This window comes from Exiguobacterium sibiricum 7-3 (assembly GCF_000620865.1).
In the GTDB taxonomy this organism is placed as follows: Bacteria; Bacillota; Bacilli; order Exiguobacteriales; family Exiguobacteriaceae; genus Exiguobacterium_A; species Exiguobacterium_A sibiricum_A.
On the sequence record NZ_KK211190.1, the window covers coordinates 560,859 to 587,177 of the forward strand.

The window sequence follows — 26,319 nt, forward strand, 5'->3', positions numbered from 1 at the left end:
GAAAATAATATGATTCCAGTACAAAAAAACGATGAGCACGTCGTCGATATCGTCGACTTGACGCACGACGGTTCAGGGGTTGCCCGGATTGACGGCTACACAGTCTTCATTCCCGGTGCCCTGCCGACGGAACAAGTCAAAATCAGAATTACGAAAACGACGAAATCATACGGCTTCGGACGGATTATCCGTCAAAAAACGAAGAGTGTCGATCGTGTCGAGCCGCCTTGTCCGGTCTATAACCAGTGCGGCGGTTGCCAACTGCAGCATCTCTCATATGACGCGGAACTGAAATTCAAACACAACCGTGTCCGTGACGCTTTCGCGCGTCTTGCCGGTCTTGAGATTCCGGTCCACGAAACGATGGGTATGGAAGATCCATGGGGTTACCGCAACAAGGCACAAGTGCCGGTCGCGTTCCAATCCAACAAGTTAATGGCCGGTTTTTATCAAAAACGCAGTCACCGGATCATCGACATGGATTACTGTCTGATCCAAAATAAAGAGAATGATGATGCAATTCAAGCCGTCCGGAAAGTACTGGCTGACCTGAAGGTTCCGGCTTACGATGAAAAGAAAAACAGCGGTGTCATCCGTCACATCATGGCACGCCACGGTTACCATACAAACGAATTGATGATCGTCCTCGTGACGAAGGTCAAACAATTGCGCGGTGCTGATAAAATCGTCGAAGGCATCTTAAAAGCTGTCCCGAACGTCACATCGATCCAGCAAAACATCAATCCGGATGAGACGAATGTCATCTTAGGAAAACGTAACATCGTCTTACATGGACCATCTGTCATCCGCGATCAAATTGCCGGATTGACGTATGAAATTTCACCGCATTCGTTCTTCCAGGTCAATCCGTTACAAACGGAAAAACTGTACGGAAAAGCGCTGGAATACGCTCAGTTAACTGGCGATGAAATCGTCGTTGATGCATACTGCGGAATCGGTTCGATCTCATTATCGCTCGCGCAACAGGCGAAACACGTCTACGGTATCGAAATGGTCCCACAAGCGATTGACGACGCACGCCGGAATGCAAAAGCAAACGGGATCGACAACGTATCGTTTGAGTACGGAACTGCAGAAACGGTCATGCCGGCACTCGTTAAAGGCGGCATCAAGCCTGACGTCATCGTCGTTGACCCGCCGCGTAAAGGCTGTGACGAAGAATTCCTCCGTGCTGCTGCTGAAGTCGCACCGAAGCGGATCGTCTACGTCTCTTGTAATGCATCGACACAAGCGCGTGACGCGAAGCTTTTGGCTGAACTCGGCTACAAGCTGATGGAAGTCACACCGGTCGATATGTTCCCACACACGACACACGTCGAGAGCGTTGCCTTGTTCGTACGTGAAGAAAACTAAGTGCCTCTAAACTAACAAAAAACGAGAATCACTTACCGGAAGAACGGTAGTGTGATTCTCGTTTTTTTATGTGAAATTTTTACTGGATCTTAGAAGCGAAAAGCGCATCAACAACCCGTTGACTGGATTTCCCGTCATCCAGGCTGCAAAAGCGTTCCTGGAACGCTGCGTATTTATCTTCGTACTGTTTGGATTGTATTTCGATGTTTTCAATATAGTCGATGACCTGGTCACTTTCTTTTAACAGAGGACCGGGAACGACCGCTTCAAAATCAAAATAGAATCCCCGGAGGACGGAAGCATACTTCTCTAAATCATACGTAAAGAATAACATCGGACGGTTCAAGTGAGCATAATCGAAGAAGACGGACGAGTAATCCGTAATCAACAGATCACTGATCAGATACAGCTCCGCGATATCACCGTAAGCGGACACGTCGTATGCAAAACCGTCAAACGCTGTCAAATCAAGGTATTCAGCAATCAAGTAGTGCATACGCAACAGAACGATATGGTCGTCACTCAAACGGGCTTGCATCTGTTCCAAATCCAGCTTGAGATTAAAACGGTATTGTCCCTTCGTCACGAATTCGTCGTCACGCCAAGTCGGTGCATATAAGATGACTTTTTTGTCAGGCGGCAATTGTAACGACTGCTTGATCTGTTCGGCTTGTTGCTGGCGGTCAGGCGCATACAACAGGTCATTTCGCGGATAACCGGTTTCAAGAAGCAGTCCCCGAAAATCAAAGGCCCGTTTGAAGATGGCGCTGGAATAGAGGTTGGGTGAAAGCAGATAGGTCCATTCCCGGGCCTGGGCAGAAAAGTTCTTTTTATACTGTTCGGTATTCGTACCCGGCATATGGACCTCGTCCATGTCGAGTCCCAGCCGTTTTAAAGGAGTGCCGTGCCAGGTCTGTAAATAAATCGTTTCCCGTCGTTTTTTTAAGCTGAGCGGCTGACGCGTATTGAAAATCCAGTACTGCGCCCGGGCCATCAGGTAATAGTATTTCGGGCTATTCCGCAATACCCAGTTCGGACAAACTGCCTTGACTGCAGCAGTCGGTTCTTTGGCAAAAATCCAGACGAGTTCAAGTTCCGGATGCTGTTTTTGGAGCGTCAGGTAAAGCGCCTTCGGATTATCGGAATAACCGCGTCCTAAAAAACTTTCAAACAGGACAAGGTTTTTTTGAACCGGAAGCTTTTGAAACAGTCGATAGAGAAGTAATCCTTTATGGATTTTCTTGCGACGGATCTTCGTAAGTAGCTGTGTCATGTCATACTCCTTTAAAAAAGATTAAAAATGATGTTGTCTGTAATGAGTCGGCGTCTCGCCCGTCGTCTGTTTGAACGCTTGACTGAAATGGCTTTGACTCGAGAAATGTAACTTGTTCGAGATGGTCAGCAAGGAATCATCCGTCGAACGCAACAGACGTTTCGCTTCACGGATCCGTTCACGAATGACATAGCGTGCAAGCGGAAGTCCCGTCTCTTCCTTGAACAGGACGGATAAATAATTCGACGAAACGTGAATCGCTTGGCTGATTGATGAGACCGACAACGGATCATAAAGATGTTGCTGGATGTAACGGATTGCGGCAAGTACATGCGGCGAATGGCGTAACTCCTGAATCTGTTTGACGGCTTCGGCAAAACTGACGGTAATCCGGACGTGACGGTTTCGCAGTTCGGAAATACTGGTTGCTGCCTCGATCGATTCAATCATCCGGTCACTGAGCATAAAGGCCTCATCCGGTTCCAGTCCGCCGTTAATGGCAGCCCGTGCGCTCAACAACACCGTGCCGAGTAGCAGATTTTTTTCAGCCCGCAATGGTTGATGACGTGCGAGTGATCCAAATTCGCCGTAAGCGGGTAGGGAATAGGTCGTCGCCAGGCGTTCGCTTTGTCCGGAAGAAATCCATTCGATGATCTGTTGCTCCCGCTCCCAGGCCTTGATGTAGGCGGTCGTTGCCGTATGCGGGGAAACATCGGCTATCAATGGAATTTCCTGATCCCCGCTTTCCGATTCGGTCCGGATGTCCCGTTTGGCGAGTTGCTGACCGGTCAATAGACGGTGGACTAAATGAGCACAGTCAATCAATCGGTTTTCCGTCGTCCGGGTCAACGTTTTATAAAATTGATGGAAGGTTTCATCCTGAATGTGCGCACGGAACAGGGCCGACTGGAGTAAGACCGGACCAATCCGGTACTGGCCTTGTTCCTCGACAGGAATAAACAGGTAAGCTGTGCCATCTTTTAAGGTATACAGGAGCGGTGTCTGATCCGGTTCCGGCCATTCCTGTTCAATCGATAAACGGCTCGGATGCGAAGGGGCAGCAGGACTGATGTCCAGTTCCTCACCGGTCAGGGACTGGTACGAAACAAAAAAACCAGTTGTCCCGTAAAGACTCTCTGCGATTTGAGTCAAATCTGCTGTTGATAAGGGCGACACTGGAATTCCTCCGTTCTTTGGAAACGTGTTGTTTTCAGTTTACGTCGTGTCTGGGTGATTGTATAGCAAGAATCAACTGGACACCGGGACATTCAAAAAATCAAAAGACATCAACGGCCTAAGTGCTCAGGCGGTTGATGTCTTTTCGGTCGTAAGGGAAATCGATTAACGGTGAGCGTCGTCATGCGAGTCTGAGTCGACTGGATCAGCCGATTCGCTATCAGTTGACACGGGCTCATTTTCAGACAGCTCATCAAGCGAGGCTGCAGCCACTTCGTCGTAAGACCTGTCAGGAACGATGGATTCCGGTCCTTCGGCAGGCGAGAGAAGCTCGTCCTCGACGGTCGTTTCATCGACTTGGAAATCGACCGTTAAGGCATGAAGTTCCGTTGCAATTTGAGCGAGATGAGCAGCGGCCGTCGTGACCGCTTCGATTGTTGCATTGGTTTCCTGGATGCTTGCGGCACTCGTCTCGATTCCCGCAGCATTCTCTTCCGTCAGGGCAAGGATGGTTCCCATCGCATCAGAGACTTCTTCGGTGGCAGTGGTCAGCGCGCTGATGTCACCCGTCAAGGACTCTGTTCGTTTCGAAACGTGCTGGACGGAACCGGCAATCTGCTCGAAATCGACACCGGTCGTCTTGACGGATTCCAGTGATTGTTTTAAGTCATCCATGACGCCGTTCATCGCACCCATCGCCGTCTGTGTTTCATGTTGGATATTATCGAGTAACTGTTTAATTTGTTTGGCGGACTGATCACTTTCTTCAGCAAGTTTACGTACTTCGCTCGCAACGACGGCAAACCCGCGTCCTTGTTCCCCGACACGTGCCGCTTCGATGGCAGCATTTAAGGCCAACAGATTAGTTTGACTCGAAATGGCCTGTAACGTTCCGAGTATCTTGCCGATTTCTTCAGACCGATTGCTGAGGAAATCGGACGTATTCTGGATTTCCTTCTCCAGCGAGTCGGAATGCTGTAATAAATCCGTGATGGTTTGTTTCGTTAAGCTGCTGCCGCGTGTCGCTGCTTCCGCGACAGAAGCGACCTCGGACAGCGTTTGGGCAGCGGTAGCCTGCATCGCAACAGACCGTTCTTTAACGCCATATACCGCATGGGAGGAGCGTTCTGCTTGTTTCGTTTGTGTCTCGCCGGCGGCAGCGATTTCTTCCATCGTCTGTCCGATTTGAACCGATGCATTTTGAACGTGGGTCGCATTTGATGACAAGTCTTGTGAAGCATCACGGACGGTTCCTGCTGACTGTGTCATCGCGGTAATCGTTTGACGAAGTTTTTGGCGCATGGCGTCAAAGTTGTCGCCGAGATCCGACAGCTCGTCGCGCATCCATCGTTTTGGACGGGTCGTTGCGCGTAAATCACCGTTTGCGATGGCTAACGTTTCACTGCGAAGACCGGCTAACGGACGATTGATGGAACGGCCGATGAGCCAGGCGATCAAAGTCGCCAAGGCGATCGCAATGACAAAGTTGATCAACGATTGTGTCAGCATTGCATCCTTAGGCGCATACAACGAGGCATAATCGAGAACGACAGCTAGTTTGAAGCCGGTCTTCGAGGACAGTTGCCAGATGACGACCGATTTTTTTCCGCCGACCTCCATGATCGTCGAACCGGATTCCTGGCTGATCATTTGTTTAGGTGCTTCAAAGTACGCTTTTCCATCTTCACGTAACTGGTCGACTTTCTTAAAGAAATAATTTTTGTTCGGATGCGTGACGATCTGACCGTCTTTTGTATAGCTGAAGACGAATCCTTCCTGACCGATTTCAATCCGTTTCATGTCTTCCGATAAACGGTCGACACTCTTGTAGACGGATAATACCCCTTTGATGTTCGCTTGCTCATCGAGCGTCGCTTTTGAAAAGCCGATGACCGATAGTTTAGTTGCTTGATCATAGTACGGTTCGCTCATCGCGACCGTACTCGAATTTTCCAACGCCTGTTTGTACCAGACGTCCTGGCGGGGATCGTACCCCGACGCGGCTTCCTGTTTCGGCCAGTTTAAATAACCGCCCTTGATATCGGCATACTGGACAAAGGAATTTTCGATTTTGGATGAACCGTATTTTTCAAGGACGCTGTAGATATCTTTCGCTTTTTGGGAGGGCAGTTCCGTCCCCGGTTCCGGCGTGTTGCGTATGTAATTCGGTAGTTGTCCGTTTGTCCGGTTGAACGGAAGACCTGCTAACAGCGTTGTATCTTTTTTCGTGTCATCGATGATGCGGGAAAATGATTGCTCAAGTTGTTTTAAGGCAGTTTGGGAGGTCGAATCGACCAGGCGTTCGACGGTCTGACTCGTCTGATCGTAGGAAAACCAGGTCGAGACTCCTAACGTGAGGGCCGGTAATAAAATCAACCCGACGAAAAGACGGCGTGTTATCGGAAGGCGCATATGTAATTCTCCTATCTTTTGAAATAGTCTTTAAAATCTGTCTATTCTGATTATCGGAAGGGTAGTACTAAATATGAAGGAATTGTGGGGAGATTTTCATGATTTGGGAACTGAACGTAACCGGAGTTCATGATAAAATAGAAGGGGTGTCTCAGAGTGGCTAGGGAGGAACAGAAATGAATATTGCTTTTTTCTTATTACCAAAAGACGAAGTTAAATACTTAGATCCGGAATCAACGGTCAGACAAGCACTTGAAAAGATGAAACATCATCGGTTCACGTCGGTCCCACTCGTTGATGACAAGGGAAAATATGCAGGAACCCTGACGGAAGGTGACGTCCTGTGGGCGCTTGAAAAAAATCTTGAACATGCGGATTATGATCATGTGCTGCAAACCCGGTTAACGGACATCAAACAGCGTGTCCGGTACAAGCCGGTCTCGATCACGGCACAGATGGAAGAGATGATTGAAGTCATCACCGATCAAAATTTCGTACCGGTCATCGATGATGGAAAACACTTCATCGGAATCATTCGCCGACGCGATATCATTGACTATTTTGCTAAAAAAGTGGCTCGGGAAAACGTTCAATACTGAAATCTAGTAAAAAAAGCACTAATTTTCACGGAAAGTGAAAAGAAGTGCTTTTTATTGACCCTTTTTCACTTCACGAACCGGTTGCATTGGACGATATAGAAACATAATGACAAGTTAGGGAGGACGATGTGTTGCGACGTTTATCACCAGTCTCCATCGTAGAAGCATTCCGAAAACGCTCCTACTACAAAACGTTCTCATGGATGATTTCAGTTATTGGTCTGTTAGCGTTATTAATCGCGGCGCAACAACTAGTTAAAAATCTTGAAGACGGGTATCAGTTCAAACGATCAAGCGGTATGATGGATATTTTTGAACGACTCAATCAAGTCGAACGGGATTTGACGAGTGAGTATTACCTCACCTTAAGTGAAACGACGGAAGATGCCGTTCCGGCACGGACCGATACGTGGCAACAAACAAAAACTGAACTGAAAGCGCTGGAACGACAGCTGAAAAAAATACAGATGGAAGGACCTGCCGAAAAAGATCTTTTATCTGAAATCAGCCGTTTGCAAGCTGGAGGATATGAGTCGGATCATCAATTTTTCCGGGCAGCGACTGCGTATAAAAGTGAAGTGTTGTTCAACCAACTGTATTTAAGTGGAGAGACGGGGACCTATTATTCCTTCTTCTCGAATCTCTTTTTAATGCAGGAAGAATTTGGACGGGCAGGGCAGTTCTTAGTGAGTGCGAATCAAGACGGGCAAGTGGATTCGATTGATTTACTGCGACTTCGTCAGGTACGTCAAGAGTTGAATTTGCGGAACAACGCGTTAATCCAGTCCCTTTATGCGACGATGCGACCGGAAGATGAAAATCGTCGCCGTGATATTTCCGTCATGAGCAACCAGATGTACGCCTACTTACGGATGATGGATGCGACAATCAATCAACCGGAACTCCGGCAATATGGAACGATAGATGAAGTGGCGGGTCGGTATCAGGCAAGTATGTATCGCTCATTTGACCAAGGGATTACTAATGTTCAGAGCGAAATGACCGAACACGGGACAACACTCATCCGAAATGCCTGGTTGATGTTTGTTGCAACTTGTTGTGTCATCCTGTTGCTGCTTTGGTTAACGTTATCCTTATTGCGGGCATTCCAAAAGGACTTACATATTTTACAGGCAGAAGCAGACTTTTTTGCGGAAGGTCCGAAGCAGTCGCATCATCAGGTGCCGGAATCAAATGACTTTCATCCTGTCGTCGCAGCTTTCCGGACAATGACGACGATCATTTCTGGATTGTTGGATTATAACGATAAAAAAACGAAGGAAATCAAACAAAAGAAAGCAGAAATTGAGTCCTTATTTTCTCAAAATACGAATCCAATCGTCGCGCTGTCGTCTGATTTTCAATTGCTTAGTAGTAACGACCGTTTCAAACACCTGGCCCAATCATCTGAATTGATGACGATTGAAGAACTGATTCATCCGGCAGATTTAAATCGGTTTCGACGGGCACTCAATCGGGCGATTGAAGGATACAGTCAGACAATCCGTTGCCAAATGATTTTCAAACAAGACATCCGAAATATGTTCGTCAACATCATTCATGTCCCCTCGAAAAATGACACCGGGACGGCACTTTATTTGACCTGTCATGACGAGACGGATCAATTCAAACGAGAAGAGCGGATTACGCAATTGGCATTGTATGATGTGCTGACATCCTTGTTGAACCGGAACGGGTTTGAACAAAAGATGGAAGAAGCAATCGCTGCGCCACAGCCGGGAGAGCTGGTCACGATCGGTGTACGCCAGTTCAGACGTATCAATGATATCTACGGGCACAGTGCCGGAGATCAAATCTTAAAGGAACTGGCGAATCGTTTACGGCATCATTTCATCGGTACAGGTTCGGCAGCCCGGATCGGCGGCGATGAGTTTGCCGTCTTGATCTTCCAACAGGAGATCGTTGATTACCGGGACCTTAAAACAATCTTGGAACGTCCTTATCAAATTGATGGTGAAAAAATCGATGTCAGCATCAGCATGAGTATGGTCCGTTATCCGGATGACGCGGTCGCGGTGACATCGCTGCTGTCTTCGGTCGACATCGCGATGCAACATGCCAAACGGGAACAAACAGGTGGACCGATTTGGTTTGAATCGTGGATGAGTGAAGAATACCGGGAGTCAGTTGTCCTGGAAGCGGAGTTACGGGAAGCGATTGCCCGAAATGAACTGCAACTGTTTTATCAGCCTCAAGTCAATCTGAAGACAAAAACGGTCGACGGATGCGAAGCCTTGCTACGCTGGTTCCATCCAGAGCGCGGCATGATTAGTCCAGCCGTTTTCATCCCGATTGCCGAACGATCGATGTTGATTGAAGAAATCGGGATGTGGGTTGTTCAGGAAACTGTCAATCAGGTCAGACGATGGGAAGGGACGCCGCTTGAGTCACTTCGTGTGTCTGCCAATCTATCCGTCAAAGAGCTGGTTTCCGGACGGATCGTCGAGCTGTTGACCGATGTCAGGGATCGTTATCCCGGGATTGAGCAACGTATGGAGCTTGAAATTACAGAATCCTTTGGTGTCTTTTCCGATACGCGTGTATTCGATGCATTGCAGACGCTGCATCAGCTTGGCTACCGACTGGCGATTGACGACTTTGGTACCGGCTATTCCTCTTTGTCGTATTTAAGCCGTCTTCCGATTCAACGTCTGAAGATTGACCGCTCGTTTATCAGTGGAACGGATGCCTGTTCGAACGCGCCGTTAATCGAGACAATCATCCGACTCGCCCATACGTTAAAGTATGATGTCGTGGCGGAAGGAATCGAACAAGCAGAACAGGGAGAGAACTTACGAAAACTGGACTGTGAATATGGTCAAGGTTTCTATTATTCCCGTCCGATTCCAGCCGATGAATTTGAGACCTGGTATAACGGGTATCAAGAGGGTGTCAAACTGTCTGGATGATGTCCGGCTAAATTATGCAAGGTGACCGTTTCTTCTTTAATTTGAGGAAGCGGTCTTTTTTCGTTTGAACGTGACCGTCTTTCGGTTATTGCAGGGAAATCACAGATTGCAACAAAAAACGAACCGAGGGATACCCCTAATAAGGGATCCTTCGGTTCGTTTTTTTGATGTTCTTTCTTGCGAATCAATCAAATACGGTCGAGTGCGAGATCATCCGTTTCTGATAAATAAGCTTTGATGGGCTCGACGGCTGCACCGACCGTTCCAGGAGCGAATGGTGATTTCAGTCCGGCACGTTCGACGAGCGTCAGGAAGCTTTCCGATCCGCCGGCCTTACAGAGCTCGAGATATGATTTCCAAGCAGCTTCCCGGTCTTGCTCCATCCATGCATAGAACTGGAAGGCACAGACTTGCGCAAGCGTGTAATCGATATAATAGAACGGGCTGCCGAAGACATGCCCTTGCTGGTGCCACCAAGCCCCTGAATCGAGATAATCATTTTCTTCATAGTTCCGGTGGGGCAGATATTTCTTCTCAATATCACGCCATGCCGTCCGGCGTTCTGCTGGTGTCAGTTCCGGTTGATTGTAGATGACATGTTGGAACTCATCGATGGCGACTCCGTAAGGTAAGAACGTGACGCCACCGGCAAGGTGACTGAACTTATACTTAGCCGTCTGATCCCCGAAGAACTCTTCCATCCACGGATAGGCGAAGTATTCCATCGACATCGAATGGATTTCACACGCTTCGTACGTCGGGAATCCATATTCCGGGACCGTAAAGTGACGGCTTTCATAGACTTGGAACGCGTGTCCGACTTCGTGTGTCAGGACATCAATGTCACCGGCTGTTCCGTTAAAGTTCGAGAAGATGAACGGAAGTTTTTCGTCGGCAATGTACGTACAATAGCCGCCGCCGGCTTTCCCCGGCTTCGCCGTCAAGTCGAGTGCACCGCGTTCTAACATGTACTCGAAGAACTCATTTGTTTCCGGTGACATGTCGCGGTACATTTTCTTTCCGCCTTCGATGATGAACGCTTCTTCCCCTTGAGGCGTTGCATTTCCGGATTTGAAAGCAAATCCTTCATCGTAATAATAAAGGGAATCGACACCGATCCGGCGTTGCTGACGTTCTTTGAGGGATGTGGCGATTGGAACAATCGTCTCGAGAATTTGTTCCCGGTAGTTTTCGACCATCGATTGATCATAGTCGACACGAAGCATCCGGGCATAACCGAGTTCGACGAATGACGGGAAGCCGAGTGTCTTCGCGATATCAGTCCGGACATGAACCAACTTGTCGTAAATCGTATCAATCGCATCACCATGTTCTTTGAGGTAGCCGTAACGCGCTTCAGAAGCTGCTTTTCGGACAGTCCGATCGGCCGACTGTAGGTATGGGCCAAACTGGGACAAGTTCAATGTCTTGCCGTCAAATTCGATTTGCGCTGCCGACATCAACTTCGTATATTCACTTGCCAAACGATTTTCTTCCTGGAGTTTCGGAATGATGGCGTCAGAGAACGTCTTCAAACTTGCTTCCGCCAGTAAGAAAAGCTGTTTCCCCCATGTTGATTCGAGCGAAGAACGGAGGGGATGAGTCGTCAACGTTTGATAATAACTCGAGACGTATCCTTGATAAACCGGACCGGCTTCGTCAAAGAAACCTTGTTCCGTTTCGTAAAACCCATCACGTGTATCGATCGTGTGACGGATCTCCACCAATTGACTGGCTGTTTCAAATTGATTTCTAAGGGTATTAATCTCAGAGATGGCATTGTTTGCTGTATCTACATCTGTTGCTTCACGCAAACGAGCGATTGCAGCATGCATAGAAGTTTCAAGGACGTTCAGGTCAGGACGGACATATGTAAGTTCTGAAAATGTTAACATGTAAGCGCCTCCTTGTGATTTCTAACTATTATCACACAAAAATACTTGCAAAACCAGAGTTACAAACGTATGCTTTTTGTGAGAACGTGAGCGAGTTCGTATTTAACTGGCTCCTATAAAAAAATCGAATCTTCTTTAAGAAGAAAACGATCGAGAAAGTAGAGGGATAGTATCATGGGATTCTTTAAAAAATTGTTTGGTGGTAATGATGAAGGAAACACGAAAATTGCTTCTGCCCTTACAGGTAAAATCGTCAGCATCGAGAACGTACCCGATCAAGTCTTCTCACAAAAAATGATGGGCGACGGTATCGCGATCGAACCAACAGAAGGTAAAGTTGTTTCACCGATCAACGCAACGGTCGAAACGATTTTCCCGACAAAACACGCAATTGGTCTTAAAGGCGAAGACGGACTTGAGTTATTGATCCACGTTGGATTAGACACAGTTAACCTTAAAGGTGAAGGTTTCACAGCACACGTTCAGTCTGGCGATAAAGTCAAAGCCGGTGACGTTCTTGTTGAGTTCGACCTTGATTTCATCCGTGCCAATGCACCATCAACAATCACACCAATCATCGTGACAAACCACGATCAATTTACACTTTCTGCAGTACCAGCTGAAGGAACATCTGTTGTCGCAGGCGAAACAGAACTCTTCAAAGCAACACATAAATAAGCTCGCAACGAATCAGTCCCCTTGTCCTAGACGAGGGGATTTTTTGTCGTCTCATACCCGAGCTTACTGTTTTGTAAGATGAATGAAAGTCTAGCCGATTCTTTGAAAGGCATATTGCTTCGTATACTAAAAGCAACATGAAGAATACGGGAGGAATACATGATGAAAGCCATCTTACACGCAGAACAGATTACGAAAGTCTATCATACGAAAAATGCCCGCCACGAGGCCCTCCGGCCAACGACACTGACGATTCACGATGCAGAATTCGTCAGCATCATGGGGCCGTCAGGAGCTGGGAAATCAACTTTGTTAAATCTGTTGTCAACGATTGATCAACCGACGGACGGTACGATTCAGATTAACGGGGAAGAGGTCACCGCAATGAAGGAAAAACAGTTGGCCCGCTTTCGGCGGGAACAGCTCGGTTTTATCTTTCAGGATTTCAACCTGCTCGATACGATGACCATCGAAGAAAATATTGCCTTGCCGCTGGCGTTACAACAGGTCCCGAAGGCCGATATCTTGGTGCGTGTCGCATCTGTCGCTCGGGAACTTGGAATCGAGGAGTTACTCGCAAAACGACCGTCTGAACTGTCGGGTGGTCAAAAACAACGGACGGCCGCCGCACGCGCCATCGTTCATCAGCCGTCACTGATTTTAGCGGATGAGCCGACCGGAGCCCTCGATTCAAAATCAGCAACGGGTCTGCTTGAAGCGATGGCCGGTCTGAACGAACAGGGGGCGACGATCTTGATGGTGACGCATGATCCGATGACTGCGTCGTATGCGGAACGGGTCCTGTTCGTCAAAGACGGCGAATTGTTCCGGGAAATTCATCAGTTTGGGACACGTAAGGAATTTTTCGAGCAAATCATGGAAGTCCAACGTGAACTCGGAGGTGTGGTTCGTGAACTTGTTTAAGTTAGCTTTCCGGAATTTAAAGAACATCCGTCAGAACGTGATGTATCTCGGTGCGGTCACGTTTGCGATATTAATTTACTATACGTTTTTAGCAATCCGCTCCAATGAAGCGATGTTGCAGGCTAATGAATTATACGGGAAACTCGGGACGGTCTTTACAGGGTCAAGTGTGATTCTGGCACTCTTTTCCGCCATTTTCATCTGGTATTCGAGTGATTTTTTCTTACGACGCCGGAAACAGGAAATCGGGCTGTATGCGTTACTTGGTCTCGAACGCCAGCAAATTGCGAAGTTGCTGTTTCTTGAGACGATGGGGTATGGATTGATTGGTCTGTTGATTGGAGTTTTGCTTGGTACGATTGCTTCGAAGTACTTTGTCCAACTGTTGGCGTACGTGATGGGGATGACGATTGAAGCAGATTTTTCAATCAATGCCGGTGCAATCGGTCAGACGGTTGTTGTCTTCTTGACGATCTTCCTTGTGATTGCACTTCGTTCAGCCCGGACGATTTACCGGTTTACGTTGATTGAACTGTTTAAGGCGAAGCAACAGGTGGAGACAGTCCCGAAAGTACATCCGATTCTTGCCGTGTTATCAGTGATGTTGATCGGGGTCGGCTACTACTTGACTGGAAAACCGTTACTGGAACACTTCACGGTCGTTGCACCCATTTTGATGATCTGTATCATCGTCGGTACGTTCGGAACGATGAGCTACTTCACGATTTTTTTACTGCGTGTACTCAGTAAACGTCTTCGGCATTACCGTGGCACGAACTTGATTTTACACGGGCAATTGATGTCACGGATTAAATCCAATGCCGTCATGTTGTCGACAATCACCGTCATCACTGCCGTCACGCTGACGACCGTCGGGACAGCAACGTCGATCTATTATTATATTGACCGGACAGTCGAGGAACAGATGCCGTACAGTTTATCGATTGCGACACAGCAACAAGCCGCAGAAAAATTGATCCGGTCATCGAACCAAACGATTGAGTCGCGGACAATGGTCAACGTCAAGACGGTTACTCATTCGATGAAGGAGTTGCCAAACCCGTTGTCCTTTACAACGTCCTACCAGACATTCGGATTTGACGGGGAGCCGGGACAGTTCAGCTATATCAGTTATTCCGATTATCAGAAGTTGGCCAAAAATAATGGGAAAACCCTCTTACCGGAGCCGGGTACAGGCGAAGCGATTGTCCTTGAGACGTTCAAAGGAAATGACTTATTGAAGGAATCCGTTCAGTCACCCATCGGAGTGACGTTTAAGGACACGCATTCGTCCTTTCGGATTACCGGTGCGACGAATCTACCACTCACTCAACTGTATGCGAAAAAGCGGTTGGCCTTTGCTGTTTCGGATGATACCTTTGCCATGATGCCGGAAAAAGCAGCCATGTTGACGAACTATCAGTTCTCTGATGAGCGGTCGGATGACGGGCTGATCAACCGACTGGAACAGTTGTACGGTAAAAAAGCAGAGACGGAGATGGCAGCCTATTATCCTGTCTACGCCATGACGACCGCGACGACCGGGCTGCTTGCCTTTGCTGCCGGATTCCTTGGTCTCGTCTTTTTACTGGCGACCGGATCCATCATCTACTTTAAAATGCTTGCGGAAGCAGAAGAATCGAAACAACGGTTTGCTATCATCCGAAAGGTTGGTGTTGATCAGCAAGAGCAGACCGGTATCATCCGTCGCTCGGTCGGATTCATGTTTGTCTTGCCGTACTTGCTTGGTTTAGTCCACAGTCTGTTTGCGATGCAGGTTCTGCAAAAATTATTGAACTATGATTTGCGGTTACCGATGTCGCTTGCAATCGGTTGTTATACCGTCGTTTATCTCTTATATTATCTCGTCACGGTGCGTGCTTATCGACGCATCGTCATCTAATTCAAATGGGCGGGAAACGAATAATCGTTTCCAGTCCATTTTTTGTTCGGTATCATGGAGAAAGAAGGGGTTGAATCTGCAGATGGAAACAATTTTATTAGTCGAAGACGATCAACAGATTGCGCTGTTATTAAAAGAACTGTTGGAACGGTACGATTTTAATGTCATTCACGAAGATGGATTAGGAGATGTCGTCGCTCGATTCGAAGAAACACAACCGGATGTCATCCTGCTGGATGTCAACCTGCCGAAGTTTGACGGGTTTTATTGGTGCCGTCAGCTCCGGATGAAGACGCGGGCGCCGATTCTGTTCATCTCGGCTCGTGTCGGAGAGATGGATCAAGTCATGGCACTCGAATATGGAGCAGATGACTATATCGTCAAACCATTCCAGGGAGCCGTCGTCATTGCGAAAATCAAAAGTCAGATTCGACGTGCTTACGGGACACTGTCCCAGGAAAGTGACGAGCGGACGGTCAGCCGTGCCGGTCTTACGTTGTATTTGGATCGCTATATCGTCGAATATGAAGAACGGTCGATTGAGCTGTCCAAAAAAGAAGGATTGATTTTAGAGATGTTGTTGACGGTGAGTCCACGCATTGTCAGTCGGGGTGACTTGCTGGAACGGATTTGGGATGATGAAGCGTTCGTCGATGAAAATACGCTGAATGTCAACATTACCCGTGTACGGAAACGATTGGCGGAAATCGGAATCGGCGGACTGGAAACTGTCCGGGGAGTCGGCTACAAACTGGTCTTGGACAAATGAGACTTTTTTTCAGACATACGATTCCGGGTATTCTTTTCTTCAGCGGACAGATGGTAGCCCTGTTCCTCATCTTATGGTTATATGACCTCTATCGTCCAGCTGCCTTTTTTTACATCGCTCTCTTAAATGCAATCGCCTTGCTGATTTATTTAAGTTACCGCTTCTTTAGTATGTTGCCGTTGCTCAAACGCTTGCAGACGCCGATTCAATCGGTCGCCGAACCAATCCGGGCGGACAGCGACGAACCGCTTGCGGCAGCCGTCGAGCACTTTTTAGAACGGCAGCAGACTGTCTTTCGGAACAGTCTGTTTGCGGAGCGGCGGAAAGAAAAAGAACGACACCGGTATGTCGATCAATGGATCCATCAAATGAAGACGCCGCTTTCGGTCATCGAATTGATTCTCGAACATCCAGGGGAACAGTTTCAGGCGGACTTACGCCATGAAGTCGACCGGATGCGAATCGGACTGGATCAGATGCTGTATTCGTCGCGTCTCGAAGCGATTGAAACGGACTTGAAGGCGGAGCGTTTAAATCTTCGGACGTTAGTGACGAGCATCATCAATCAGGAAAAACGGCTATTCGTCAAAAACAAAGTCTATCCGAAGCTTGAGCTTTCAGCTGATCTTTACATCTATACCGATTCGAAATGGTTCCGTTTTTTAGTGTTGCAATTGATAACGAATGCCGTTAAATATACGACCGGTCATGGTCACGAAGTCTACATCCGGGCGGTCGAACAATCCGGAAAAATCGTGTTGACGATTGAAGACGATGGTGTCGGGATTCCGAAACGCGACGTTCCGCGTGTCTTCAATGCGTTTTTCACGGGCGAAAATGGACGACGCTACGGAGAATCGACCGGGATGGGACTGTACTTCGTCAGTCAGATTTGTCTAAAGCTCGGACATACGATTGAACTCGACAGCACGGAAGGTGTTGGAACGACCTGTCGTCTCACGCTTGTAGGAGGGAAACAAGATGATTGAAGTCAAACAGTTAGGAAAAGTCTATCCCGGAAAAGTGACGGAACAACCGTTGACGGATATCAATTTCCGGGTCGAAGAAGGGGAAATGGTCGCCGTCATGGGACCATCCGGCAGTGGGAAATCAACCTTGATCAATCTGCTGGCGACGCTCGATCAACCAAGTTGGGGATCCATCTTGATTGAAGGTATTGATACGGCAACGTTCAAACGGAAAGAGACAACCCGCTTTCGGCGTGAGACGCTCGGGATCATCTTTCAGGAGTTCAATCTGCTGGATTCGTTGACGGTGGCTGAAAATATGCTCGTCCCCTTGATGCTCAGCGGTAAAAAAACGAAGGAAGCCCGGGAAGAGATGCAACATCTCGCGAAACGGTTGCAGATTGATGAATTGCTCGATAAACAAGTCGATGAAGTGTCCGGCGGGCAACGGCAACGGACAGCAATCGGGCGCGCCCTGATTCACGCGCCGCGTCTGATGCTCGCGGACGAACCGACGGGGGCTCTTGATTTTCAGGCGACGAAACACGTCATGGAGTTACTGGCGGAATTGAATGCTGCAGGTATGACAATGGTCATCGTCACTCATGATCCGACAGTGGCATCGTATTGTAATCACGTCCTGTTCCTGAAAGACGGCAGCATTCAGACGGAATTGTTCCGGGATGAACCACGCCGGGTGTTCTTTCAGCGTGTCATTGAGTCGCTCTCGTTATTAGGAGGGGATGAACATCACTTATCTGCAATACGCCCTACGTAACATCAAGCGGTATCAGCGTCTCTACTACGGATACGCATTGACGATCATCGTCGCGATGACGATTGCGACGAGTTACTGGAATCTCGTCGTCAGCGAATCGTTTCAGAATATCGCCAAAGTCTTAAGCCAACTGAATCAGGTCATCGAACTGACGATGGTATTTGTGTTCATTGCTGAAGTCATCATCTTATTTTTTAGTATCCTGTTTATTTATTCGACGACGTATACGATGCTCGAACACCGGAAAAATGATTTACGGATTATGCGGACGCTCGGAAGCGGCTTTTCCCATTTTTTAAAATATTTTATGATTGAAATCCTGATTGTTGGTGGTTTGGCCATTACGGGCGGCATCACGCTGGGGGTTGTCCTGACGAAACTGATGTTACTCTCGATTGAAAAAGTCATGTTCTTACCGCGGCTGACGATTGAGATTTCTATCACCTCCTTTTTAGTATTGATCGCAGGTGCACTACTGACACTGTTGATTGCGACAGTCCTCGCGATTTATAAATTCCGTCCAGACCGTCCTGTCCGGTCCCATTCGCGCTTTCGGATCCGCTTTGGTCTTACGATGCAGGGAGTGGCAGTGCTCATCCTCTTTTATGGATATTTCATGGCGCTGACACAACAAGATATCTTTCTGCTCTTCTTTCCTTTCATCATCTTCGTCGGCTCGTTCTTTTTCTGTCGTCATGTCATCCCGATGGTACTCAAACTGTATCGTCCGCGACGGTTGTCGTTACGAAAGTTAATCGTCTCGGAAATCGCGATTCAGTTAAAGACGAACAGTACGCTGGTCGCGCTGGGGACAATCTTGACCTCCTGTGCGTTGACGGCCGTCGGTCTCGTCTTTATCTTTCAGCTGATCGGATTTGATCTCTCGTCGAACAATCAATTCGGACTGGTCTATTACGAAGAAGTTGCCGTCCCGTCCGAGCGTCTGGAAAAACTGGAACGGACGATGGTAAAAACGTTTCCGGACAAATACCGGCAGGATGTCCGGCTCAAAGGAGTCAAGACCCGGTACATGATTCCGTTATCGGATTATAACGAACTGATGAAGCATCTAGGTCACGAGCAACGGACGCTGTTGACGGACAAACAGACCTTCATGATTCCGGCCCGTCCGGTTCAAGTCAAGGAAGTGACACCGACGATGCAAAAAGCAAAAGCCGAGATGAAGCAAGCCGGCTACCAACTTGAACCGATGGCGGAACATCGTCTGTTATTCGGATACAATGACCGGATTGAAACACTATTCGTCGTCAGTGACCGTGCTTTTGCCATGATGGATCGTCCAGTATTCCATATCCGGGTCTTTGATACACCATCGTATGCCGATTACGGGACGGACCGCTGGACCCGTTGGATGTCGATTGTCCGGGAAATTCAGTCCAAAGCAGAGCTCGGCAAAAAAACTCCGGTTCCGTACCAGATAATCAATGAGACGGAAGACAAACTGGACGGGATTCGCATCATCCGCCTGGTCTCGTTTGTCGTCATCCTGTTGACGATCTGGCTGTTTGTCATCAACGCAAGTTTCTTGCACGTCTGGATGCAGATGACGGCAGAACGTGAACAAAAACGCTTAAAGACGTTATTTGCACTCGGTTTCAGTAAACGGAGTATCCGTCGGTTCCTGTTCGTGAAATACGGTACCGTTTTGATGGTCCCATACTTCATTTCCATCTTCCATGCCTGGTTGCTCTTTCAGGTCATCTTATCGGAAGAGGGACTGAAAATCGGTCCATTTCTTCCTTTGTCCTTTGTTTGGATCGGAATCGTCACCTGCTGTTATTTCATCAGTATCTTGCCTTTATGGGTCCGCTATCCGCGGCATCTGCTGAAAAAATCGTGCGAAAGTTCGATGTATCCGATACCCGATTCAAGGGTATGATAATAGCATAGCGAGGAGGGATAACATGCTGGACCATTCACCTTACCGGGGATACGGTGACCGCATCCGAATCTTACGAGAACGTGCCGGAATTTCAATCGACCAGTTGGCGGGAAATCTTGGGGTTGCACCCTATTTTATTCGTCGTACGGAACTCAGCGAAGTCTATCCAACGAAAGCGTATATCGAATCTTTGGCGGAGGCCCTGCATATCGACTCCAGTTACTTGGCACGACACATCTGGACCGGGGAGTCCTTGAAGTTCGTCATGCAGGAAAGAACGCCGCTCGAAGAAATGCGATTGGCGTATGAACAGACGATGGGACAAGACGAAACGATGATTGAACAACAACTGGAAGAACGGATGCGCCTGTTCGATTTAATGTATGACGAAGACGTCAAACGGATTGAACAGACGATGAATGCGACGGAACAGCGGATTTTTCACGAATTAGTGGAAGCAGTCATGGAGGCGGGGGAATTGCAACGGGAAGAGGCGACCGAGACGTTCGAACTGTTTGCGGACAAACTCCCGACGATGCTTCAACTCGATGAATACCTCAACCGTCTGACGGAAGAAACCGAGACGACAGCAACCGATTGTTATACGAAGTTCAGTCAATCAGTTGACCGGGCACGTTATCACCGGAAGTAAACGATTCGAATGGAAAGATAAACAAACGAGGAAGGCGGATGTAATATCCGTCTTCCTCGTTTGTATGAACACTGACGTTCAAGTCAGTTCTGTTTTTAGATGGATTAACTTTTAAATGGATTAACGCTGTGGCGCAGGACGTGGTGACCGGCGTCCTTTTTGTCGTGTCCGTCCAATCAAGAAACCGATGAGGGCATTGGCGATGACAAGCACCCAGCCGACATAACCGAAGTTTAAAGTCAGACTACCAAGCATGGCCTGCCATTTTAAAATCATCATGAAGTCTCCGCGAATCAGGAAACGAGCGACACAAACGAGTAACACCGTCGTTCCGCCGATAAAAACGCCGATCCAACTACCGTATAAACGAGAGGACTGGACGCGTACAGCGACGAAAGACCAATAAAATAAACTGACGATGAATGTCACTCCGCCGTAAGCGAGGACCAGCTTCCATGTCTCACTTGCTTGTGGAAATTTCGTGAACATGACAAGGGACGAGACGATGGCGGCAGCTGTGAATAAAATCGCTGCCCAAAAACGAGACCGCATAACGTAATTCCTCCTCAAGGCTTTTTCTCACCTAACGATAGCGGAAACGGTTCGTCTTGTAAACTACTACTGGCGTCCACCTAAAATACGACGCAGTTGCTTCAACGGATTTGATCCATAAAAGAGGACACCCCCGCGATAGAATCGTGTTCCGACAAACAGAGCGAGTGCGATACTGATCCCCATCAGGATGAGGGATAAAGCAACTTGCCAGACCGGGACTTCCGTCAGCATGACGCGCAAGAACATCAACATCGGGGTAAAGAACGGCACGAATGACAGGATGACGACTGCCTGGTTCGTGGGAGCATTCAAACTGAAAATCGATACCGTGAAAGCGGCGACAATCAACATGATGACCGGCAAGGTGACCTGTTGGGCATCTTCAACCCGACTGACGAGCGAACCGAGTGCAGCGAGGAGCGTCGCATACAGCAGATAACCGAGTAAGAAAAAGACGAACAGATAAACAATCGTCTTGACGCTCAGCGAATCAAGCGACAGCTGATCAAACAGACTGCTGCTTTGGGCACTGTAATAGCCGACTCCGACGAGTAACGACAATTGAATCAGGCTGACGGTGGCAATCGATGTGATTTTCGCCAACATATGCTGAATCGGACTGGCAGCAGAAATCAACAATTCCATGACACGTGATGATTTTTCATTGGCGATTTCCGTCACGATCATGCCGCCGTAGATGGCAATCGTAAAGTACATCAGGAACAGCAACACATAGACGAGAGCAGACGCAGCGAATAATTCGTCCTCGCTTTTACCGCCGGTCGATGTCAATTCCTGTTTAACGTCGATCGGAGCGGCAAGCGAAGCAAGTAATGCCGGATCGACATCGGCTTTAGTGATGATCGTCTGGTCGCGGACTTGTTTTAAAGCAGTAGACAATTGTGTCTGCAACTCCTGTTCTGGACTAGCACTGATTAACGTCACCCGGTACGGATCATCAGACAATAAGGCGACTGCGTCATACGTTCCTTTGTCAACGACTTGTCGTGCCTGTTTCAGGGAATAGTCTTTTTCGGTGATCTTTGTTTTGATGCCGACCTCTTTTAAGACAGGAATGATTGGAGCCTCGAGGGAGCTGACGACTGCGATTTTCGGATCGTCTCCTGAGAACCAGTCGATGATCCGCTCGATGTTGCTGAATCCGACGAGGAACACAATCATCAGGACGGTCGAGATGAGAAAACTTTTCGCCCGTAATTTTTGAAACAGACTAAAACGATACAATGTCAGGAATTTACGGTTCATAACGTTTTCCAACCTCCTCGATGAAGATGTCTTGCAGGGATAATTGATCCCAAACGAATCGTTCGACATGGAATCCTTTTGTAATCAAATGACGGAGCAGGGAGTCGGCAGCTTCTTTTGATTCGACTTGTAAACTGTGACCGGTTCCGTCCGATTCGACTTGAAGGATGCCCGGCAACGCATCCCAAAGCAGGGCAGGCGCATCCGTCGTCAACAAAACACGTGTCTTGCCGTATCCTGCCTTGATCTCCGGAAGATAACCGGCGACGACCGGTTTCCCGTGATCGAGAATGGCGACGTGTTCGCACAGTTCTTCGACATGATCCATCCGGTGGCTTGAGAAGACGATGGTCGTGCCTTCTGCCGTCAGTTTCCGAACCGCTTTTTTCAGTTGTTCGACATTGACGGGATCGAGTCCGCTGAATGGTTCATCTAAAATCAGCAAGTCAGGTTTATGTAGGACGGCAGAAATCAACTGGATCTTCTGTTGATTTCCTTTCGATAATTGTTCGACGCGCATCTTTTCATACTGTGGGATTTGGAAGTAGTTGAGCCATTCGAGTAAAGAGTGTTTGGCATCTTTTCGTTTCATATCACGTAGTTCGGCTAAAAAAATCAATTGTTCATCGACACGGATTTTCGGGTATAATCCGCGTTCTTCGGGAAGATAACCGATTTTAGATAAAGGAATCGGTTGTCCTTTCCAGGTGATGGATCCTTCCGTCGGTTGTAATAAACCGAGTAACATCCGGAACGTCGTTGTTTTTCCGGCACCGTTTGCTCCGAGTAATCCGAAAATCTGTCCTTCCGGTACTTCGAATGATAAATCATCGACGGCTGTGAACGCACCAAATCGTTTGGTGATGGCTTTAATTTCAAGCATGGAATCAGTCCTCCTTCATTCAAATGAAATACATAATCAAGTTCAAGTGTCTATTGTCTTTACGAGAAAATGGGAAAAAGGTTCCAAAACGATGACTCAAGCATAATTGTTTACTTTTAGTAAATTAGTTACTATTATTGTGTTAAAGGAAATGAAGAGAAGGGGGCGTGAACGCATATGAAAACAAAAGGCATTCATCATATTACGGCAATGGTCGGTAATCCACAGGAAAATCTCGATTTTTACGGCACGACGCTCGGATTACGATTCGTCAAGAAAACGGTCAACTTTGATGATCCGGGAACTTATCACTTTTATTTTGGCAATGAATCGGGTGCACCCGGAACGATCATCACCTTCTTCCCGTTTGAAGGCATTCAGCAAGGGCAAGTCGGGGCGGGGCAAGTCGGTACGACGGCATATGCCATTCCGACAGGTAGTTATGACTTTTGGAAAAATCGTTTAACTGAAAAACAGGTGACTTTCGAAGAAGCAGAACGCTTCGGAGAAAAACAACTCGCCTTCCAAGATCCGCACGGATTACAGATTGAACTGGTCGAACGAAGCAAAGGAGCAAACAGCCGCTTCGAAATCGACGGGATATCAACGGACGTCGCCATCAAAGGATTTGCCGGTGCGACCTTGTTGTCGCACGATCCGGCAGATACGGCACGTCTCTTGACGGAAGCGTTCGGATTAACGATTGCGAAACGTTCCGAGACGATGGATCGTTATGAAGCGGAAGGCGACTTCGGCAATACCATCGATATTTTGCATACGAACGTATCGGCTGGCCGTCCGGGTGCCGGGACAGTCCATCATATTGCATGGCGGGCCGACGATCAGGCACAACAACTGGACTGGATGAAACAAATCAATACATTCGGATTGATGACGACGGAAGTGAAGGACCGGAATTACTTTACATCGATCTACTTCCATGACCGGGGACGGATTCTGCATGAAATTGCGACTGACAATCCGGGATTTACGGTCGATGAAGCGTTCGAGGTACTTGGAGAAGACTTAAAATTACCGGAACAATTTGAAGCACACCGGGCGACAATCGAAGGACATGTCGCACCCATCACACTACCAAAGGGGAGACTCATATGATTCATTTATTTGAACCGGCTAAACGACCAGGCGCACCTATCTTTCTTTTATTACACGGAACAGGCGGGACCGAACAGGATTTAGTCGGACTCGTCCGACTCCTCGATCCGGAGGCCGGTTATCTGTCGGTCCGGGGTGAGGTGACGGAAAACGGGATGCCCCGATTCTTCAAACGATTGGCGGAAGGGGTCTTTGATGAAGCAGATCTTGCCCTTCGGACAGCCCGTTTGATTGAGTTCGTGAAAGAGATGAGCCGGACAAATGACTTTTCCCTTCAAGACGTCATCCCGGTCGGTTATTCGAACGGTGCGAACATCGCGGCGAACATGATGTTCGAAGAACGGTTGTTTGAACAGGCGATCTTGCTTCATCCGATGGTACCGCGTCGCGGCGTGACGTTACCAGATTCGTCGCAGATGCGAATCTTTATCGGGGCTGGAACCAATGATCCGATTTGCCCGGCTTCGGAAACGGAAGACTTAAAAGAGATTTTCGAACAGGCGGGGGCTACGGTCGATGTGACCTGGTCGAACCACGGTCATCAGCTCGTCATGCCGACCATCGAAGCAGCAGCAAGCTGGATCGCTCAAAAATAACAACACAAAAAAAGCATGGGATTCAGGAATCTGTCCTGGCATTCCATGCTTTTTTTGTGTTCAAGCAGGATGGTCGCTCTTAGGACGGGAATAGACGATGAGGATACCACGTTCGACAAGCTCGTTTGCAAGTGTCTCGATGGCTTCTGGTGATGCTTTCGTTTGGGTGATGTGTCGATAGAGATGACGGAGTTCGCGGCGCATCGGTTTACGGATTAACCACATGCTGTCGATGATGAGGCACCAGGTCACGACCGTTTCATGACCGATGTAAAATTGAGTTTGACGATTGAGATACCGGATCCACCATTCATCCCGGGCCATTTTCAGGACAACACCGGTTACCAGGAGAACAGCTAACATAAGCGGTACGCTTTCGTAGATGGGAAGGTTTGCTAGTCGGTCTCGAAGTCCAGTTACGAAACTGAGCATCATCCATCCAATGAGACCGATGACGAACCAATAACTAAAGTTGACTATACTTCGTTGTTGTTGCTTGATCTGAAGTCGGGGTTTCAGGATTGGGGTTGACATCAGAATCACCTCCTTGTTAAATAATCGAATTTTCTGACAATTTATAGTTGTCCTTCTACTATAGTTACTTTTTCCCGAAACGTCTAGTCGTTAGACATAGAAAATGTGTTTCTTTCTTGACGAATTTCGTGTACGCTAAAAAAAGAAAGTGAACGGTTACATACAAGGGGGAGAAATGATGGATCAAGTCGTATGGATTGCAGTCGGTATCGTCGCAATCGCTGTATTTTCAGCATCGAGCGTCGCCGCGTATATGGGTGTTAAAAACCAGGAAGACTGATAACACGGTGCCTGTCACCGCGTAGATGAACGTCGAAAAAGGAGATTCCGTAAAAATCGGAATCTCCTTTTTTCGACTGCCTTTTATTTGTTTTCCGTAATCTGAATCCGTTCCGCAAACGGTTTTAAAGCGTCGCTCCATCGCAGGTAGCCGCCACCGACCAAATGAAGACCGTCGTACGTCATCCGGTTTTGAAGATAACCTTGCTGATTCGTCAACTCCGGTCGTAAATCAACAAAGGGAATATCGGCAGATTCTGCAAGCTGTTCAAGATTTCGGTTCAAGGCTTCGACGTCACGATTGACGCGAACCGAATCGGAATATTTTGGTGCGACGGGTAACGTTGACTGAATGACGACATCAATGTTATTTTTTCGCAGTGTCGTCACGATCGTCGTCATGTTTTCCGTAATCGTCGGAATCGGGGTGAAGTGACGGATGTCATTGATGCCACCCATCAAGAAAACACGTTTGGGTTGCATCTCGACAATCAGGTCAAGCCGCGTCAAAAATCCTTCCGTCGTATCACCGGGAATCCCGAAATTGACAATCGTCGGATCATTGAGCAGGATCCGCCAATCACCAAAATTCGTCATCGAGTCACCGAGCATGACAGAATTCGGTGATTTTGGGTATTGATAAGTATGAAAGAGACTATTCAAACGGACGTAGTTCGGATTTTTCGTATATTGGAATGTCGTGATGGGTTGTGTGTTCGTCGCAGGAAAGGCCTGCTCGAATAGCTCGATCGGTTTGCGTCCGAGCAATAAGGCGAGGAGGACGACGTTTGCGACGACCGAGAGAATGACTAGTGCTTTTTTCATAAAACAATCGTTCCTTTCGAGGGAGTATAAG

22 protein-coding genes are annotated in these 26,319 nt (G+C 47.9%); 13 read left to right on the forward strand and 9 right to left on the reverse strand.

Going from position 1 to position 26,319, the window contains the following annotated elements:
- The first annotated feature begins 9 nt into the window (after positions 1 to 9).
- Positions 10 to 1,374 carry a 23S rRNA (uracil(1939)-C(5))-methyltransferase RlmD gene (gene rlmD / locus P402_RS0103790; RefSeq protein ID WP_026827490.1) on the forward strand — a complete coding sequence of 455 codons (1,365 nt, stop codon included), beginning with the start codon at positions 10 to 12 and terminating at the stop codon, positions 1,372 to 1,374.
- Positions 1,375 to 1,453: 79 nt separating this feature from the next.
- Here the strand turns inward: rlmD and P402_RS0103795 are convergent, their stop codons facing one another.
- The 3 genes from P402_RS0103795 to P402_RS0103805 all read right to left on the reverse strand — a co-directional run bounded on the left by P402_RS0103795 (position 1,454) and on the right by P402_RS0103805 (position 6,235).
- Positions 1,454 to 2,647, reverse strand: coding sequence for a CDP-glycerol glycerophosphotransferase family protein (locus tag P402_RS0103795; protein WP_026827491.1), 1,194 nt, complete (start codon positions 2,645 to 2,647; stop codon positions 1,454 to 1,456).
- Between the two features lie 21 nt (positions 2,648 to 2,668).
- Positions 2,669 to 3,823, reverse strand: a complete 1,155-nt coding sequence (locus P402_RS0103800) for a helix-turn-helix domain-containing protein (protein ID WP_026827492.1) — start codon at positions 3,821 to 3,823, stop codon at positions 2,669 to 2,671.
- A 165-nt stretch (positions 3,824 to 3,988) separates the two neighbouring features.
- Entirely contained in the window at positions 3,989 to 6,235 is a 2,247-nt protein-coding gene (locus P402_RS0103805; protein WP_026827493.1) for a methyl-accepting chemotaxis protein, read from the reverse strand.
- Between the two features lie 176 nt (positions 6,236 to 6,411).
- Here P402_RS0103805 and P402_RS0103810 point away from each other — a divergent pair, with 176 nt between their 5' ends.
- Both P402_RS0103810 and P402_RS0103815 read left to right on the forward strand, forming a co-directional pair.
- The gene (locus tag P402_RS0103810) at positions 6,412 to 6,834 is read left to right on the forward strand and encodes a CBS domain-containing protein (protein WP_012371366.1); all 423 of its coding nucleotides are present in this window, start codon (positions 6,412 to 6,414) and stop codon (positions 6,832 to 6,834) included.
- Between the two features lie 128 nt (positions 6,835 to 6,962).
- Positions 6,963 to 9,764: a putative bifunctional diguanylate cyclase/phosphodiesterase gene (locus tag P402_RS0103815; protein ID WP_026827494.1), complete on the forward strand. Its 2,802-nt coding sequence runs from the start codon at positions 6,963 to 6,965 to the stop codon at positions 9,762 to 9,764.
- A gap of 188 nt (positions 9,765 to 9,952) precedes the next feature.
- Here P402_RS0103815 and P402_RS0103820 read toward each other — a convergent pair whose 3' ends face one another.
- A complete protein-coding gene (locus P402_RS0103820) occupies positions 9,953 to 11,659 on the reverse strand; it encodes a M3 family oligoendopeptidase (RefSeq protein WP_026827495.1) in 1,707 nt (568 codons plus the stop codon).
- A 174-nt stretch (positions 11,660 to 11,833) separates the two neighbouring features.
- Here P402_RS0103820 and P402_RS0103825 point away from each other — a divergent pair, with 174 nt between their 5' ends.
- From P402_RS0103825 to P402_RS0103860, 8 genes are all read left to right on the forward strand, one after another.
- Positions 11,834 to 12,337: a PTS sugar transporter subunit IIA gene (locus tag P402_RS0103825; protein ID WP_026827496.1), complete on the forward strand. Its 504-nt coding sequence runs from the start codon at positions 11,834 to 11,836 to the stop codon at positions 12,335 to 12,337.
- Between the two features lie 159 nt (positions 12,338 to 12,496).
- Complete coding sequence (locus P402_RS0103830; RefSeq protein WP_026827497.1) at positions 12,497 to 13,261, forward strand: ABC transporter ATP-binding protein; 765 nt, start codon at positions 12,497 to 12,499, stop codon at positions 13,259 to 13,261.
- Positions 13,248 to 15,164: an FtsX-like permease family protein gene (locus P402_RS0103835; RefSeq protein WP_026827498.1), complete on the forward strand. Its 1,917-nt coding sequence runs from the start codon at positions 13,248 to 13,250 to the stop codon at positions 15,162 to 15,164. Before P402_RS0103830 ends, P402_RS0103835 begins: the two co-directional genes overlap by 14 nt.
- Positions 15,165 to 15,246: 82 nt before the next feature.
- Positions 15,247 to 15,933, forward strand: coding sequence for a response regulator transcription factor (locus P402_RS0103840; protein ID WP_026827499.1), 687 nt, complete (start codon positions 15,247 to 15,249; stop codon positions 15,931 to 15,933).
- Complete coding sequence (locus P402_RS0103845; RefSeq protein WP_026827500.1) at positions 15,930 to 16,922, forward strand: sensor histidine kinase; 993 nt, start codon at positions 15,930 to 15,932, stop codon at positions 16,920 to 16,922. The genes P402_RS0103840 and P402_RS0103845 overlap by 4 nt, the downstream gene beginning before the upstream one ends.
- Entirely contained in the window at positions 16,915 to 17,679 is a 765-nt protein-coding gene (locus P402_RS0103850) for an ABC transporter ATP-binding protein (protein WP_026827501.1), read from the forward strand. The genes P402_RS0103845 and P402_RS0103850 overlap by 8 nt, the downstream gene beginning before the upstream one ends.
- The gene (locus P402_RS0103855; protein ID WP_026827502.1) at positions 17,645 to 19,579 is read left to right on the forward strand and encodes an ABC transporter permease; all 1,935 of its coding nucleotides are present in this window, start codon (positions 17,645 to 17,647) and stop codon (positions 19,577 to 19,579) included. The genes P402_RS0103850 and P402_RS0103855 overlap by 35 nt, the downstream gene beginning before the upstream one ends.
- A 25-nt stretch (positions 19,580 to 19,604) precedes the next feature.
- A complete protein-coding gene (locus P402_RS0103860) occupies positions 19,605 to 20,234 on the forward strand; it encodes a helix-turn-helix domain-containing protein (RefSeq protein WP_026827503.1) in 630 nt (209 codons plus the stop codon).
- Between the two features lie 120 nt (positions 20,235 to 20,354).
- Here the strand turns inward: P402_RS0103860 and P402_RS0103865 are convergent, their stop codons facing one another.
- The 3 genes from P402_RS0103865 to P402_RS0103875 all read right to left on the reverse strand — a co-directional run bounded on the left by P402_RS0103865 (position 20,355) and on the right by P402_RS0103875 (position 22,938).
- A complete protein-coding gene (locus P402_RS0103865) occupies positions 20,355 to 20,786 on the reverse strand; it encodes a hypothetical protein (RefSeq protein WP_026827504.1) in 432 nt (143 codons plus the stop codon).
- A gap of 66 nt (positions 20,787 to 20,852) precedes the next feature.
- On the reverse strand, positions 20,853 to 22,055 hold the full coding sequence (locus tag P402_RS0103870) for an ABC transporter permease (RefSeq protein ID WP_026827505.1): 1,203 nt from the start codon (positions 22,053 to 22,055) through the stop codon (positions 20,853 to 20,855).
- On the reverse strand, positions 22,045 to 22,938 hold the full coding sequence (locus tag P402_RS0103875) for an ABC transporter ATP-binding protein (protein ID WP_026827506.1): 894 nt from the start codon (positions 22,936 to 22,938) through the stop codon (positions 22,045 to 22,047). Before P402_RS0103875 ends, P402_RS0103870 begins: the two co-directional genes overlap by 11 nt.
- 177 nt (positions 22,939 to 23,115) lie before the next feature.
- On the opposite strand from P402_RS0103875, the gene P402_RS0103880 reads away from it, so the two are divergent.
- Together P402_RS0103880 and P402_RS0103885 are read left to right on the forward strand one after the other, a co-directional pair.
- On the forward strand, positions 23,116 to 24,054 hold the full coding sequence (locus P402_RS0103880) for a ring-cleaving dioxygenase (RefSeq protein WP_026827507.1): 939 nt from the start codon (positions 23,116 to 23,118) through the stop codon (positions 24,052 to 24,054).
- The gene (locus tag P402_RS0103885) at positions 24,051 to 24,650 is read left to right on the forward strand and encodes an alpha/beta hydrolase (protein ID WP_026827508.1); all 600 of its coding nucleotides are present in this window, start codon (positions 24,051 to 24,053) and stop codon (positions 24,648 to 24,650) included. Before P402_RS0103880 ends, P402_RS0103885 begins: the two co-directional genes overlap by 4 nt.
- A gap of 60 nt (positions 24,651 to 24,710) precedes the next feature.
- Here the strand turns inward: P402_RS0103885 and P402_RS0103890 are convergent, their stop codons facing one another.
- Entirely contained in the window at positions 24,711 to 25,184 is a 474-nt protein-coding gene (locus P402_RS0103890) for a hypothetical protein (RefSeq protein ID WP_026827509.1), read from the reverse strand.
- Positions 25,185 to 25,547: 363 nt separating this feature from the next.
- Positions 25,548 to 26,288 (reverse strand): SGNH/GDSL hydrolase family protein, encoded by a 741-nt coding sequence (locus P402_RS0103900; protein WP_026827510.1) that lies wholly within the window; start codon positions 26,286 to 26,288, stop codon positions 25,548 to 25,550.
- Positions 26,289 to 26,319 lie beyond the last annotated feature (31 nt).

Bases quoted from the DNA above. Each gene is read 5' to 3' on its own strand.
- rlmD (WP_026827490.1), top strand. From the start codon at position 10: ATGATTCCAGTACAAAAAAACGATGAGCACGTCGTCGATATCGTCGAC.
- P402_RS0103795 (WP_026827491.1), bottom strand. From the start codon at position 2,647: ATGACACAGCTACTTACGAAGATCCGTCGCAAGAAAATCCATAAAGGA.
- P402_RS0103805 (WP_026827493.1), bottom strand. From the start codon at position 6,235: ATGCGCCTTCCGATAACACGCCGTCTTTTCGTCGGGTTGATTTTATTA.
- P402_RS0103810 (WP_012371366.1), top strand. From the start codon at position 6,412: ATGAATATTGCTTTTTTCTTATTACCAAAAGACGAAGTTAAATACTTA.
- P402_RS0103820 (WP_026827495.1), bottom strand. From the start codon at position 11,659: ATGTTAACATTTTCAGAACTTACATATGTCCGTCCTGACCTGAACGTC.
- P402_RS0103825 (WP_026827496.1), top strand. From the start codon at position 11,834: ATGGGATTCTTTAAAAAATTGTTTGGTGGTAATGATGAAGGAAACACG.
- P402_RS0103830 (WP_026827497.1), top strand. From the start codon at position 12,497: ATGATGAAAGCCATCTTACACGCAGAACAGATTACGAAAGTCTATCAT.
- P402_RS0103840 (WP_026827499.1), top strand. From the start codon at position 15,247: ATGGAAACAATTTTATTAGTCGAAGACGATCAACAGATTGCGCTGTTA.
- P402_RS0103845 (WP_026827500.1), top strand. From the start codon at position 15,930: ATGAGACTTTTTTTCAGACATACGATTCCGGGTATTCTTTTCTTCAGC.
- P402_RS0103850 (WP_026827501.1), top strand. From the start codon at position 16,915: ATGATTGAAGTCAAACAGTTAGGAAAAGTCTATCCCGGAAAAGTGACG.
- P402_RS0103855 (WP_026827502.1), top strand. From the start codon at position 17,645: ATGAACATCACTTATCTGCAATACGCCCTACGTAACATCAAGCGGTAT.
- P402_RS0103860 (WP_026827503.1), top strand. From the start codon at position 19,605: ATGCTGGACCATTCACCTTACCGGGGATACGGTGACCGCATCCGAATC.
- P402_RS0103865 (WP_026827504.1), bottom strand. From the start codon at position 20,786: ATGCGGTCTCGTTTTTGGGCAGCGATTTTATTCACAGCTGCCGCCATC.
- P402_RS0103870 (WP_026827505.1), bottom strand. From the start codon at position 22,055: ATGAACCGTAAATTCCTGACATTGTATCGTTTTAGTCTGTTTCAAAAA.
- P402_RS0103875 (WP_026827506.1), bottom strand. From the start codon at position 22,938: ATGCTTGAAATTAAAGCCATCACCAAACGATTTGGTGCGTTCACAGCC.
- P402_RS0103880 (WP_026827507.1), top strand. From the start codon at position 23,116: ATGAAAACAAAAGGCATTCATCATATTACGGCAATGGTCGGTAATCCA.
- P402_RS0103885 (WP_026827508.1), top strand. From the start codon at position 24,051: ATGATTCATTTATTTGAACCGGCTAAACGACCAGGCGCACCTATCTTT.
- P402_RS0103890 (WP_026827509.1), bottom strand. From the start codon at position 25,184: ATGTCAACCCCAATCCTGAAACCCCGACTTCAGATCAAGCAACAACAA.
- P402_RS0103900 (WP_026827510.1), bottom strand. From the start codon at position 26,288: ATGAAAAAAGCACTAGTCATTCTCTCGGTCGTCGCAAACGTCGTCCTC.